We start from the raw sequence: 12,777 nt of genomic DNA, 5'->3' as shown, positions 1-12,777 counted from the left end.
ACTCAGCCGCACGGGCGAGGCGCTCCATCTGTTTCCACAACTGCAGCGATGACGGTGTGAGAGGCACAGTACGACTCCGCGCGAAGCGCGGCAATCAGGCGGTTTCCGCGCCGTTCTCTCGCGAATCGGCCCTCGGCAATTCGATGGTGAACCGCACCCGCCCCGCCGCACAGTCGCCAACCGTCTCCCCGCCGTGCGCCCTGGCGATCTGCCTGGCGATGAACAGCCCCAGACCCAGATGCGTTCGCTCGGAAAGCGCCGAGGGCGTGGCGCGCTGGCGCAGCGGCTCGAACAACATCTCGATGTCTTCCGGGGGGATCTCGCCCGCGTTCTCCACCGAGATGCGAACGGATGAGTCGCCTCCTTCGATCTTCACCATGGCCTGCCCGGAAGGTTCCCCATGCTTGACCGCGTTCGACACGAGGTTCCCGAGCGCTTCGCGCAAGCGGGACGCGTCGAAGGCCCCTTCGGTGTCCCCATGCACCTCGAAGGCAATCTCGGCTCCGGGGTGGCCAACCCGGAGCAGTTCCAGTTCTTCGGCACAGGCCGCGGCGAGGTCGACCTGAGCCCGCCGCAGCACCATGCCGACGCCGAAGCTGGCCCGGCTGTACTCCAGCAGCGAGTCCAGCAGGGATGCCAGGCGCTTCACGCCGCGAGAGAGCAGCGCCGTCTGCGCTGCGGGCGCGACCGCTTCCGCGCGCATCAGCTCGACCGTCAGCGCGACCGAATTGAGCGGACCGCGAAGGTCGTGCCCGAGGATCCCGAGGAAGATCTGCCGCCAGCGCTCGCGCTCCTGTGCATAGAACTGCACCGACTCGGCCACGGCCTGGTCGATCGCTTCGTTGAAGCGGGTGATCTCATCAATGGCATCGGGTCCGGGCGGGTGTGCGTCGCCCCAGAGGCGAAGGATCGAGGAGCGCAGCGCCCGGAATTCAGCCACAAGCTGCTCAATGGAGATGCCCCGTTGCGCCCGCAACAGCCCATGCGTCTGGGCCGAGGTCTGCGGCGACGGCACCGGTGCTTCGCCATGGGACCTCGCAATCGACTCCGTCCTACTTTGGGGGCCTCGCAAGTCCGCTGAAATCGCTTCCAGCAGTTGCGGCAGGTGATCCCTCAACGCCGGCTCGTCCATCTCGCGCAATGCCGGAATGGTGCGGGCGAAGGCGATGGCCGCCTCGAGGATGGGCGCTCTGGCGGACTCCAGGAACGTGGCAAGTTGCATGTCGGTGGGCGAAGAGGATGTATGAAAACCTTACAGCAAAGTCAGCAGGAAGCAAGAGTCCTATGACGCAACCGATGGTGCTCATCGTCGACGACGAAGCCGATGCCGCGGACCTGTTGGGCGTGCTGCTCGGGCTTCATTTCCCCCGGGCCGCCGTGCGCGTGGCCCATGGGGGCCAGGCCGGGCTCGACCTGGCGATCCGGGAGCGGCCGGACGCGGCCGTTCTCGACCTGGAAATGCCGGGCCTGGACGGCGAGGCGCTCGCGTTCGCCCTGCGCGCGGCCTATCTGGATGCCGCGCCGCTGCTGATCGCGTTGTCGGGCAACGTGGTGCGGCTCGCCCAAATCCAGGGCAACGGCGCGTTCGACCACCACTTCGGCAAGCCTGCCGACGTGGACGGCCTCGTCGGCGTGCTGAGGGCCCTTCCCTGAGCAGGCGGTCCATCGACCGCATGATCGTGTTTCAGGGTGCCGCCGATGCCCGGCCAGAGGCCGGCCTGCGCCGCATCGAGCTTCCCGCCGCTCGTGGCAAGGCGCAGACGCCCCTGCGGTGCGGGCTCGTGGGCGGGTTGATCGAGCTTGGCGGCCATGAAGGTGGCCTCGCGCAGGCGCCGCTGCTCGGCAAAGTCATTGACGAGCTGAAGGGCCACTGCAGCGGCTTCGCTCCGAGCTCCTTCCGTTGCTCGGCATGCACCACGGGGGGCGCAGGGTGGCGCGCGTCGCACCGGCTCGCATGTCGATCGGCCGGGGCACACCCACACGTCGTCGATGCGGATCCACGCAGCCATTCGCGGAGCCTGGCAGCGAACGGCGAAGCCCTCGCCGCCGGCCAGTGCGCCATCGCGCCGGGTGCGGGTGCGGAGGCGAGCGCCGCAGCCTTAGCCGGAGCGGGTGTCATCACGGTCCTCCCCGCCTCGGTGCTGCGAGTGGTCCCCGTGTCTGCTGTGGTCCCTGTGCATGAACAGGTGCATCAGCGGGCAGGCCGCCAGCAGCGCGAAGGGCAGCAGCGCCAGCAGGTGGTCCTTGTGGGCGAGATAGAGGTACGCGCTGACAGCAACCGCGAGCAAAGCCGCGGCGATGCCGAACGGCGTCTTCCGGAAGGACGGGGCGGCGTGCGGCTGTTCCATGAAGGACTCCTGTGTTAGCCGCAGCATGGACCGCGGGGCGGGGACCCGGTTGGACGAAGATCAACGGCCGACTCTGCGCGGCCGCAGCAACATCCGCCGGCGGGCTTCTGCGCCCGCGGCAGGCCCGCTTCGACCGCCTTGGCCGTGTGGCCGGCGGTGGCGATGGCGCCGACCAGTTCGGCCTGCGTTGCGCGGCTGGAGACGCGTACCCGCCTGTCGCGGAGGCTGACCTCCACGCGGGCGCCCTTGTCCACCGAGCCGATGGCGGCCCCGATCGCACTGGCGCAATGGCCGCAGCGCATCTCGGAAATCTGGAAGCTGATCATCTGAAGGCTCCTTTCTTGGGATGAGCTCAACTGTGAGCCTTGCCATGATGGAAAGGTCAAGTGCTTCTCGACAGTCCCAGGCGCCCGGAAGGCCCTTCGGCGCACATGGGGCGGCCGGGCCGGCAGGGGCCAACGTCGGAACTTCCGCGCCCGCAGCGTCGAGGGCTCAAGCCCGAGAGGCTGGGGCCTTGCGGCAGTCCGCGGAACGCTGGTCGCGAGGATCGAGCGCATGCTCGACGTCGGGCGCAGGCGATGGCTGCGCCGGCCGGCAGTCGCCGGCCCCAAGGGCAGCAGCGGCCGTGGTGTGTGTGGCGCGCGGGGATCTTGCGCTACCGCAAGCGCCAGGCGCGCACGGGCGCCTAACCTCACCCCATGAAAGCACTCGTCTACCGCGGCCCCGGCCTCAAATCGCTCGAAGACCATCCACGGCCGCAGCTCCAGGCGCCGGGCGACGCCATCGTCCGGGTCCTCAAGACCACCATCTGCGGCACCGACCTGCACATCCTCAAGGGCGATGTGCCCACCTGCACGCCGGGGCGCATTCTCGGGCACGAGGGCGTGGGGGTGGTCGAAAGCGCGGGCGCCGGCGTGACCGCGTTCCATCCCGGCGACCATGTGCTGATCTCGTGCATCTCGTCGTGCGGCAAGTGCGAGTTCTGCCGCCGCGGCATGTATTCGCACTGCGCGACCGGCGGCTGGATGCTCGGGAACACGATCGATGGCACCCAGGCCGAGTACGTGCGCATCCCGCACGCGGACACCAGCCTCTACCCGATCCCGGAGGGCGCGGACGAGGACGCGCTCGTGATGCTCAGCGACATCCTGCCCACGGGCTTCGAATGCGGCGTGCTCAACGGCAAGGTGGCGCCCGGCAGCACGGTGGCCATCGTGGGCGCCGGGCCCATCGGGCTGGCCACGCTGCTCACGGCCCAGTTCTATTCGCCGTCGCAGATCATCGTCGTCGATCTCGACGAGGGGCGGCTGGAGATCGCGCGCCGCTTCGGTGCGACGCACACGGTCAACAGCAGCGACGGCAGGGCCGCCGAGGCCGTGCGCGCGCTCACCGGCGGCCGCGGCGTCGACGTATCGATCGAGGCCGTGGGCATTCCCGCGACCTTCGTCCTGTGCCAGGACATCGTGGCGCCCGGCGGCACCATCGCGAACATCGGCGTCCACGGCCACCCGGCCGAGCTGCATCTGGAGCGCCTGTGGTCGCAGAACATTGCGATCACGACGCGGCTGGTGGACACCGTGTCGACGCCGATGCTGCTCAAGACCGTGCAGTCCGGCAAGGTGGACCCGGCCCGGCTGATCACGCACCGGTTCAAGCTCGCGCAGGTCATGGACGCCTACGACACCTTTGCGCGCGCGGCCGAGACGCAGGCACTCAAGGTGATCATCGAAACGTAGCATCCGACGCCTCTCGCCTTCCTCCTTTCTTTCCGATTTTCTGAACGGACTCGTCCATGCCACCTTTCCACGCCGTCGTCCGGCCCGATGCCACGCGGGCGCTCGCGCAACACCTTGGCGAACAGGTCCACCGCACGCCCGGAAGGCGGGCATGCGTGCAGCGCTGCATCGCGGCCCTGAGCATGGGGCTTGCACTCGCGGGTGCCGGCCCCGCCGGCGCCCAGGTGGCCGGCGCGATGCGGCCGGGCAGCGCTGCGGCGGACCCCGAGCAGGTGGTCCCGGGCTGGAGCGCGAAGCAGAGCATCCTCGGGCGGCCTGTCTACAACGCGTCGGGCGCCAGGCTCGGCAGGGCGCTCGACCTGATCGTGGGCACCGACAAGCGCCTGACCTACCTGATCCTTGACACGGGAGGCGGCGCCATCGGCGTGTCGCAGCGCTTGGTCGCCGTTCCGGCGGCGCAGCTGCGGGTGCGCGGCGCGCGCCTGCTGCTGCCCGAGGCCGACCGCCAGGCCCTGGCCGCGGCGCCCGCCTTCGTGCATGCGCCGGTCACCCGCACGCAGAGTGCGATCGTCGAGCGCGCCCAGCAGGACGTCGACAAGTCGCGGCAGGCCATCGCCATGGCCGAGCGCCGGTCCGCGCAGAGCAGCGGCGAGGCCAGGGCGCGCGCCGACCGGCAGATCGCCGCGCTGCGTCAAAGCCAGCAGGCCGTCGAGGACAAGGTCGACGAGATGGACATCGCAGGCCCGTCACAGTGGCAGGCGGTGGAGGCCGAGATCGGACGGGCCTCGGCACGCCTGCGCAGCGCCATGCGCCGCGCGCCGGACTGAACCGGAACCAGGCGCGCATCGATGCGCGGCCTGACGAGCGTCCGCAGCGGCTAGCGCGCTTTCGTCGGATCGACCTGCGGCGGCGCGCAGCTGCGGCCACTTCGATGCAGGCGCAGCAGAAGACGGCAGGTATGCCGCGACGCCGCACCGGTCTTCAGATCGATTGCGGCGACAGTGCGGCCGGATGCACGGCGGCACGCTGATTCTCGCCCCCGCCGAGGGCGTCGCCGAAGGCCTGCAGCCGCTGCGCGCAGCGCCCGTTGTTGACCTCGCGCCTGGTGACCGCGGCGCTCAGGACCGGGGCGCGGCCCAGCAGCTCGCCGATCTCGGCCGCCGCATCCGGTTCCCCTTCGCCGCCCATCACCGAGAGCACCGCGACCTTGCGCAGCCGGCGGTGCTGACGGGCGACGAAGCTTCGCATCGGGCCGGCCAGCTGCAGCAGCCAGATCGGCGACACCAGCACCACGGCATCGTAGTCGCTCGGCGGCGGGCCGTCGTAGCCGATCTCGGGGTGGCGCCGGAGCATCGCGTCGAGGACGCAGCGCCAACCCCCGAGCACGCCGCTGCGCGGGCGCGCGTCATGGATGTGCGCGACGGGCCAGCCGTGCTGCGCGCGCAGGAGCTCTGCGACGCGGCGAGAAGTGCCGGTGTAGGAATACACGATCACCAGGACCTTGTTCACGAGCGCCTCTGCTTCGTTCATGGCGTCAATGTAGGCCGCACGAGGCGCCGCGGCCTTGCGCCGCGTCAACAGGGACCGATGCCGTGCCGGCGCGCATCGCGTCGCCGGATTTCTTGATGTGGCGCAAGCGGCGTCGCGCGCGGCGGGGCGAGCATCCGGACATCGCGGCGCGTCCGCCGAAGGAGTTCCCATGACCGTCCCGCCTGCCGCCAGCGGCAGCCATCGCACCCGTCGAATGCCGTCCCGCCCGCTTGTCCGCAGGGCGCGCACGAGAGCGGAACATGCGTTCACGGCAGCCGTCTGCGCGCTCGCGCTCGGCGGCGCCATGAGCGCCTGGTCGCAGACGCGCGCGTGCCTGGAGCGCGCGCCGTCGGTGTCGCAGGGCGCCGACTTCGTGGCCGCGGCCGCGCGGCAGGCGTCCGCGGTGGTGAGCATCACCGTCGCAGGGTCCGGAAACGACGGGGCCGGTGCGGGCGGCATGCCGCCTTCCGCCCGATGGGCGCAGGGCATGGACCGCGGCGTCGCGTCGGGATTCATCTTCCATCGCGACGGCTACATCCTGACCAGCGCGCATGTGGTGAACGGCGCGCAGTCGATCGCCGTCGCCACCGCGGACCAGCGCCGCTTCGACGCCGAGGTGGTGGGCATCGACCGCCGCACCGACGTGGCGCTGCTGCGCATCGCGGCGTCCGACCTGCCGGTCGTGACCGTGGGCCGCAGCAGCGAACTCTGCCCGGGCGCATGGGTCGCCGCGATGGGCGCGCCCTTCGGCTTCGAGCGCAGCGTGACCGCCGGGGTGGTGAGCGCCAATCCGCGCTACATGCCGGGCGGCACCGGCGTGCCGCTGATCCAGACCGACGTCGCGCTCAATCCCGGCAACTCGGGCGGTCCGCTGTTCGACGAGCAGGGCAAGGTGGTCGGCATGAACTCGATGATCTATTCCGCCACCGGCGGCTACTTCGGCATCTCGTTCAGCCTTCCGATCGACACGGCAATGCGCGTGGCCGACGAGCTGCGCGCCACGGGACGCGTGACGCGCAGCCACATCGGCGCGCGCACGCAGCCGCTGACCGCGGAACTGGCGCCCGCATTCGGCCTCGACGCCGCCCTGGGCGCCCTGATCGTGCGCGTCGACGCGGACAGCCCGGCCGAGGCGGCGGGGCTTCGCAGCGGCGACGTGGTGCTGGCCGTCGGCGCCTCGGCCGCGGCGATGCCCTATGCCGAGATCCAGGAGCATGTGAACAGCGCCGGCCAGGGCGCCCGGCTGACCCTGCGCGTCTGGCGCCGCCGGGCGCCGCTCACGGTCGAGGTCGGCGTGGCCCAGAGCGCGCCGGACCTCGCCCCGAAGCCCGTCGCGCGCGCCGAAACGCGCGAGGTGCGGTTCGGGCTCGAACTCGGGGAACGCAAGGGCGTGCTGGGCGTGAGCCTGCTCGACCCCGGGCTCTACGTGGAAGCGGCCTCGGGCTCGGCCCAGCGGGCGGGGCTGCGCTATGGCGACGCGCTGCTCGCGGTCAACGACGTGAACGTGGCCAGCCTCGCGCAGTTCGATGCCGCCATCCAGTCCATTCCGGAAAGCGACACGGTCGCGCTGCTGATCGTGCGCGGCGCGACCCGGGGCTATGTCGCGATCCCGCCGCGCGCGTCCAGGCGCGCAGCGCTGAGGCCCTGAGCCTGGGCGGTGACGACCTTCGGTCCCGCTCAGGCCAGGCGCTGCCACGCCCAGATCAGCGCCAGGTGGGCGGGGTAGAAGCCGTAGAAGAACCATCGGCACCGCACCACCGGCAGCTCGATCCGGGCCGCGCACCAGACCAGCGGCAAGGCCGCGAGCGCGGCCAGGTTCCGGTTCACGAGCCAGAGTGAAGCCAGTGCCAGGGCCCACAGCGCCAGCCGGCCCGCCGCGGGCCGGCGGCAGCAGTGCCATGCGCCGAGGCAGGCGAGCACGCCGAACCACCAGAATTCCACCGTCGGGCCGCCCGCGACAAAGGCCAGCGCCGCAAGGCCGTGGCGCCGCCGCTCGATCAGCCACACGACCGCGGTCGACAGCAGCAGCATGAACAGCACGTTCAACGGCCACGCGCCGGCCAGCGCCGCATACACCGGCGTGCTCAGGAGGCCCACGCCCAGGAGCCGCCCCATGACCCGGCGGTGCACGCCCGCCGCACATGCGCCGGGGCGCGCGAGGTGGTGCATGAGCACGAAGCCGAAGACCGGCATCGCGAGCCTGCCGAGGTCGTACAGGAAGGCATGCGCGCCGCCGAGCAGCGAACGGTTGACGTGGTCCAGCGCCATCAGGACCGCGGCCAACCATTTGAGCGCCTCGAGCGTGCCGCCCGCGACGATGAGGCCATCGGTACCGGCCGGCGGCGGCGCCCCGGGCACGGCGGGTCCGGCGTGGTCCGGTGAACGACGATCCGCGCGGGCGGCACCGGACCGCGAAGGCGTCGGACGGGACCCGGCTCTCATGGTCGGCCGCCTTCAGGCGCGCGCCGGCGCGGGACCGTCGATGGCACGGGGAGGGCGGCCGCGCTCAGGCGCGCCGCGCTCGCGGGACCTGAACGCCGGCAGCCGGATCCGGTCGCCTTCTGCCAGCGCACGGGCGAGGCCCTCACGGATCGCGTCGACGATCCGCGCCTGGTCGTCGGCGCGCGGCGCCACGCGCTGCGCGAACTGCGCGGCCAGCCGCAGGCCCGCGACCGCGCTCGCCAGCTCCGGGTCGCGGGCCAGCAGCGCGCCCGCGGGCAGGTGCCCGCCGCGCACCATCTCGGCCTTGCGCTGGAGGGCCTCGAGATGGCGCGCCGTCTCCACCGTCCAGGCCGTGCGCGAGACCACCACCTTCCGTTCGCCGACCCGTTCGCCCGCCTCGTTGCGCTGCGCGACGCGCACCGCGACGGGCCGCGCCCCGCGCGGCCGCACCACCACCTCGTCGCCCACCTGCACGCCCGAGCGCGACTCGGCGATCGCCCGCTCGAGATCCGCGCCCCAGAGCGTCCGCTCGCCGGCCGCGGTGCGCACGCGCGCGTAGTAGGACAGGCGCTGCGCGGGATCGAAGCGGTACGGGGCGGCGGCATGGGCCAGCAGGATGCCGCGCACCGGCGCCCGCCCGCCACCGCGCGCCGGCCCGTCCCCCGCGGGCCCCGGACCAGCACCGGGGGCGGAAGCGGCAACCTCGGCGCCCACCGGATCCGGTGCTGGAGGGTGCGCGGCCGTCCGGCTGCGCGCCTTCGCGCGCTCGAGCTGCTGCAGTTCGAGCGCGCCGGGCCGGTGGCCGTGCACCTCGATGCCCTGCAGCGTCGCCTCGCGCCACAGCAGCTGCCGGAACGCCGGCGCGCCCGTCACCTGCACCTGCCGCCAGCCGCGCGCCTGCATGATCGCGACCACGCCGTGCACCACGTCGAGGTTGTGCGTGAGCACCTGCAGGCGCGTGCCGCCGTCGACGAAGGCCAGGCTGCGGTCCGGCAGGAAGTACCGCTCGCCGATGCGCAGGAAGCGCGCGGCCACCGCCTCGGGCACGAGCCGGTTCGCGGCGTGCCCGGGCCGCGGCGGCTGCTCGCGCACGGCGTCCCCGGCGGACGCATCGGCGGGATCGATGTCTGAAGGGGTCATGCGGGTGCCTCCCTGTGCGGATCAGTCGATCAGCTGCGCAAGAAAATGCGCGGCCGCGGCCTGGACCTCGGCGTCCGTCATCGGACCCCGGGGAATCTCGACATCGCCGAAGTCCAGCGAGAAGTCGTCCAGATCGAGCGCCTGGGCGCGGTCCGGCTCGACCGCCGTCCCCGAGGCCGCCACCGGCACCGCGGCCGCAGCGGCGCCGCCCGCACGTGCAGCCGGCGCGCGGGCGAGCTCGAGCCGCGGCACCTGCGGCGGCGGGCGCTCGCGCCGCGAAAACCGCCTGTCGCTGAAATAACGGATGCGCCGCGCGAGCACCGGGCGCAGGCCCTCGTAGAACAGGAGCATGCGCTCGGCGCCGAGCTCCTTGACCTCCTGGGGCAGCAGCAGCCGCCGTGGCTGCTCGCTGATGCTCACCGTGGGCGGCCGGCCCGCGCCGCCCCACAGCGGCCGGCTGAGGCTGCGCTGGCGGACCGTGTACGTGCCGAGCTCGCGCGAGACCGCCTCCGCATCCTCGAACTCCTTCGGCGGAAACACGATCCGCGCGGCCAGCATCTTGCGGATCGACTTGGCGCCCTCGACGCCGTATTTCTCGACGAGCTGCGAGTTCGACTGCACGATGATCACCGTGCGCACGTTGTAGCCCGGCAGGAACGCGGTCGACTCGGCGATGACCGGGATGCGCCCGAGCGCCGGGAACTCGTCGAGCATCAGCAGCAGCTGGTGCCGCAGCGCCGGGTTGTTCTCGGGCAGCTCCCGGGTCTGCAGGCCGATCGCCTGCTGGAAGAAGAGATTGAGCAGCGGCTGCAGCCGGGCGATGTTGTCCGGGTTGATCTGCACATAGATCGAGATCGGCCGCTCGCGCAGCGCGCGCAGGTCGAAGTCGTTGGCCGAGGTCGCCGCGTCGATCATCGGATTGAGCCAGAGGTCCAGCCGGCTCGTGAAGGTCTTGCGAATGCTCGAGGCGGTCGTGGGCGCCAGGTCGATCACGTCGTAGAGGCTCTGCACCGCCTCCTGCGACAGCGGGTAGCCCGCGCGCTCGCAGGCGTCGATCACGCGCCGCCAGTGCTTCTGGAAGCCCTCGTCGTCGCTGGCCATGCCCTGGCGCAGCACCTCGCCGAGCGTGCGGGTCGCGCCCTCGGTCTCGAACAGGTAGAGCGCGATGCCCAGGAACAGCGAGCGCGCCGACGAGGTCCAGAACGGATCGCCCGCCTGCGGATCCGGGAACAGCATGCCCGCGATGCGCTGCAGGTCGTCGATGCAGCGGTAGGGCACCGTCGAGACATAGCCGAGCGGATTCCACCGCGCCGAGCGCCCGCGCTCGGACAACGGATCGAACAGGTGCACCTCCTGCCCGTGGGCCCGGCGGTAGCCCGCGGTGCGCAGGAAGTTCTCGCCCTTGACGTCGCTGACGATCGTCGAGCCGGGCCAGTTCAGCAGATTCGGGATCACCACGCCCACCCCCTTGCCGCTGCGCGGCGGCGCCTCCAGTTCGACGCCCTGCTGGCCGGGCAGCATCAGGTAGCGCCCGCCCAGGCGCCCGAGGATGATGCCGTGCTCGCCGAGCAGCGCGGCCCGCGCAATCTCGCGCCGCGTGGCGAAGCGCGCCTCCCCGTGCAGCGGCCTTCGCCGCGGCAGCATCGCGCACGCCGCGAGCCCGAGCACCAGCCCCTCGGCGCCCGCGAGCGCCGCGAGCAGCGCGCGCCGCACCTCCGGGCGGTCGCCGTGCGCCTGCCAGTACCGGTAGGTCGTGAGCGGCGTGGCCTCTCTCGGCGGCAGCTTCATCGCGAGCAGGAACACGTAGCCCGCCAGGTACAGGCCCACGCCCGCCGCGAGCAGCAGCGCCGCCGCCACCTTGAGCGGGCTAGGCGAGTCCGCCGCGCTTGGCGCCAGGGTCATGCCAGATCTCCCGCACCACGCGGCGCTGCCGCTCGCGCGCGCACTGCACCACCACGTCCACGCTCAGCTGCGCGAGCTCCACGCCCTCGCGCGTCGTCATGCCGCGGCCCGCGTCGCTGCGCCGCATGAGCTGCGCCAGCGCGACGAAGGCCATCTGCGCGCTGTCGGCATGCACGCTCGTGATCGAGCCCGGATGCCCCGTGTTCACCGACACCAGGTAGTCGTACACCTCCTCGCCGGTGCGCAGCTCGGACACGAAGATGCGGTCCGGCCGCTGCCGCTTCGCGCCGGCCAGCAGCTGCCCCGGCGTGACCGCGGCCTGCCCCTGCCCGCCCTGCGAGTAGAAGAGCCGCACATGGTTGGGCTGGTTGCGCAGCGACAGCTCCTTCACATCCTCGATCGTCACCAGCCGGTCCTCGGCCGGCACCTCGAGGATCAGCGCCTTGCTCACCGTCGTCTTGCCCGAACCCGTGGCGCCCGACAGCAGGATGTTGCGGCGCAGCTGCACCGCGCGGCGCAGGAACGGCACGAACTGCCGAGCGGCCAGCAGCTCCGCGAGCTCGCGGTCCGCCGCCGACAGCGCCCCGGCGGCCTCCCGGCCGCGCGCCGGCGGCACGCCCCGCGCCGGCTCGAACACGCCCATCGCCTCCAGCTCGTCGAGCGTCCACAGCACGCCCGACGGCCGGCGGATCGTGATCGAGACCGTGCGCTCCTCGGTCGCGGGCGGCAGCACGATCTGGATGCGCTCGCCGCCGGGCAGCGTGGCCGACAGCAGCGGCTCGTGCGCCGAGATGCGCTGGCGCGTGTGGTTCGCCACCAGCTTCGCGATCGACAGGCACCAGTCGAAGGTCGCGAACGGCAGCGCCGCGCGGCTCCAGCCCGACGAACGCTCGACGAAGGCGCTGCCGGGCTGGTTGATGCAGATCTCCGTCACCTCGGGGTCGTCCAGCAGCGGCGCGAGCGGCCCGAGGAAAAGGGCCAGCGACGACGGCTCGGACACAGCCCGCGCCTCAGGGATGGGCGGTGTCGCTTCGGAGTCCATAGACGGTGCGGAAGCCCGTGCATCGGCACGAAGGCCAGCAGCCACGCGAGATTCTTCGTCACGATGAACGATTCCGTCGTCACGACGACGTTGAACATCATGGCCGAGTAGGTCACGCCCCAGACCATCGACGGCCGAGTCATGCCGACGAAGAGCGCGTCCGCGACAAGCCCGGTGTTGCGGTCCATGGCAGCCTCGCGACCTGGGGCATCAGACCCCGAACATGCCGCGGATCCAGGAGACGATCTGCGGACCACCGAAGACGAGCACGGTGCCGAGCACCACGCCCACCATCCACCACCAGCTGACACGCCCGAACCAGGCCATGACTCCCGACACCATCACCGCGACGGCAGCCAGCGGCGTCAGGATCGCGACCAGTTGCGTCTGAGTGGCGTTCGCGCCCGTCGCGAACGGGCTGCCCGCGAGCGCCAGCCCGGGCACGAGGCACGCGAGCGCGACCAGCCACCTCAGGCGGGCGCCACCGCAAACCGGCGCCAGGTTTTCCGCGGACGAAAGACGGGCTACATGCGCGGGCCGAGCGGGCTCGGCGTGGCATTCGGATCGACGAAGCCGCACGGAGCGGCGGGGCGTGGCGTTGTCCGAAAGAGGGCGCAGAAACAGGACGGGCATACAG

Annotated in this window: 14 protein-coding genes; 4 read left to right on the top strand and 10 right to left on the bottom strand. The window is 71.9% G+C overall.

Going from position 1 to position 12,777, the window contains the following annotated elements; genetic code table 11:
- Positions 1-94 precede the first annotated feature (94 nt).
- Positions 95-1,222: a sensor histidine kinase gene (locus RZE79_RS33225; RefSeq protein WP_319361634.1), complete on the bottom strand. Its 1,128-nt coding sequence runs from the start codon at positions 1,220-1,222 to the stop codon at positions 95-97.
- A 74-nt stretch (positions 1,223-1,296) separates the two neighbouring features.
- Here RZE79_RS33225 and RZE79_RS33220 point away from each other — a divergent pair, with 74 nt between their 5' ends.
- Positions 1,297-1,653, top strand: a complete 357-nt coding sequence (locus RZE79_RS33220) for a response regulator (protein ID WP_319361632.1) — start codon at positions 1,297-1,299, stop codon at positions 1,651-1,653.
- A 446-nt stretch (positions 1,654-2,099) separates the two neighbouring features.
- Here RZE79_RS33220 and RZE79_RS33215 read toward each other — a convergent pair whose 3' ends face one another.
- Positions 2,100-2,348: a DUF2933 domain-containing protein gene (locus RZE79_RS33215; RefSeq protein WP_319361630.1), complete on the bottom strand. Its 249-nt coding sequence runs from the start codon at positions 2,346-2,348 to the stop codon at positions 2,100-2,102.
- 14 nt (positions 2,349-2,362) lie between these two features.
- Complete coding sequence (locus RZE79_RS33210; RefSeq protein ID WP_319361629.1) at positions 2,363-2,674, bottom strand: heavy-metal-associated domain-containing protein; 312 nt, start codon at positions 2,672-2,674, stop codon at positions 2,363-2,365.
- A 372-nt stretch (positions 2,675-3,046) separates the two neighbouring features.
- Here RZE79_RS33210 and RZE79_RS33205 point away from each other — a divergent pair, with 372 nt between their 5' ends.
- Positions 3,047-4,084, top strand: a complete 1,038-nt coding sequence (locus tag RZE79_RS33205; protein ID WP_319361627.1) for a zinc-dependent alcohol dehydrogenase family protein — start codon at positions 3,047-3,049, stop codon at positions 4,082-4,084.
- Positions 4,085-4,140: 56 nt separating this feature from the next.
- Positions 4,141-4,911 (top strand): PRC-barrel domain-containing protein, encoded by a 771-nt coding sequence (locus RZE79_RS33200; RefSeq protein ID WP_319361625.1) that lies wholly within the window; start codon positions 4,141-4,143, stop codon positions 4,909-4,911.
- Between the two features lie 154 nt (positions 4,912-5,065).
- On the opposite strand, the gene RZE79_RS33195 is transcribed toward RZE79_RS33200, so the two are convergent.
- On the bottom strand, positions 5,066-5,614 hold the full coding sequence (locus RZE79_RS33195; protein ID WP_319361623.1) for a flavodoxin: 549 nt from the start codon (positions 5,612-5,614) through the stop codon (positions 5,066-5,068).
- A gap of 169 nt (positions 5,615-5,783) precedes the next feature.
- On the opposite strand from RZE79_RS33195, the gene RZE79_RS33190 reads away from it, so the two are divergent.
- Complete coding sequence (locus tag RZE79_RS33190) at positions 5,784-7,262, top strand: trypsin-like peptidase domain-containing protein (protein ID WP_319361621.1); 1,479 nt, start codon at positions 5,784-5,786, stop codon at positions 7,260-7,262.
- Positions 7,263-7,291: 29 nt separating this feature from the next.
- Here the strand turns inward: RZE79_RS33190 and RZE79_RS33185 are convergent, their stop codons facing one another.
- The 6 genes from RZE79_RS33185 to RZE79_RS33160 all read right to left on the bottom strand — a co-directional run bounded on the left by RZE79_RS33185 (position 7,292) and on the right by RZE79_RS33160 (position 12,773).
- Positions 7,292-7,972, bottom strand: a complete 681-nt coding sequence (locus RZE79_RS33185) for a TraX family protein (protein ID WP_319361619.1) — start codon at positions 7,970-7,972, stop codon at positions 7,292-7,294.
- 96 nt (positions 7,973-8,068) lie between these two features.
- Entirely contained in the window at positions 8,069-9,196 is a 1,128-nt protein-coding gene (locus RZE79_RS33180) for an LPD7 domain-containing protein (RefSeq protein ID WP_319361617.1), read from the bottom strand.
- Positions 9,197-9,217: 21 nt separating this feature from the next.
- Entirely contained in the window at positions 9,218-11,098 is a 1,881-nt protein-coding gene (locus tag RZE79_RS33175; protein ID WP_319361615.1) for a type IV secretory system conjugative DNA transfer family protein, read from the bottom strand.
- Complete coding sequence (gene virB11, locus RZE79_RS33170; protein WP_319361613.1) at positions 11,064-12,098, bottom strand: P-type DNA transfer ATPase VirB11; 1,035 nt, start codon at positions 12,096-12,098, stop codon at positions 11,064-11,066. The genes RZE79_RS33175 and virB11 overlap by 35 nt, the downstream gene beginning before the upstream one ends.
- On the bottom strand, positions 12,029-12,328 hold the full coding sequence (locus tag RZE79_RS33165) for a VirB3 family type IV secretion system protein (protein WP_319361611.1): 300 nt from the start codon (positions 12,326-12,328) through the stop codon (positions 12,029-12,031). The genes virB11 and RZE79_RS33165 overlap by 70 nt, the downstream gene beginning before the upstream one ends.
- Positions 12,329-12,350: 22 nt before the next feature.
- On the bottom strand, positions 12,351-12,773 hold the full coding sequence (locus tag RZE79_RS33160; protein WP_319361609.1) for a TrbC/VirB2 family protein: 423 nt from the start codon (positions 12,771-12,773) through the stop codon (positions 12,351-12,353).
- Between the last annotated feature and the right edge of the window lie 4 nt (positions 12,774-12,777).

This window comes from Variovorax sp. EBFNA2, assembly GCF_033802765.1.
Classification (GTDB): Bacteria; Pseudomonadota; Gammaproteobacteria; order Burkholderiales; family Burkholderiaceae_C; genus Variovorax; species Variovorax paradoxus_H.
This window is presented reverse-complemented; position numbering and strand designations above follow the sequence as displayed.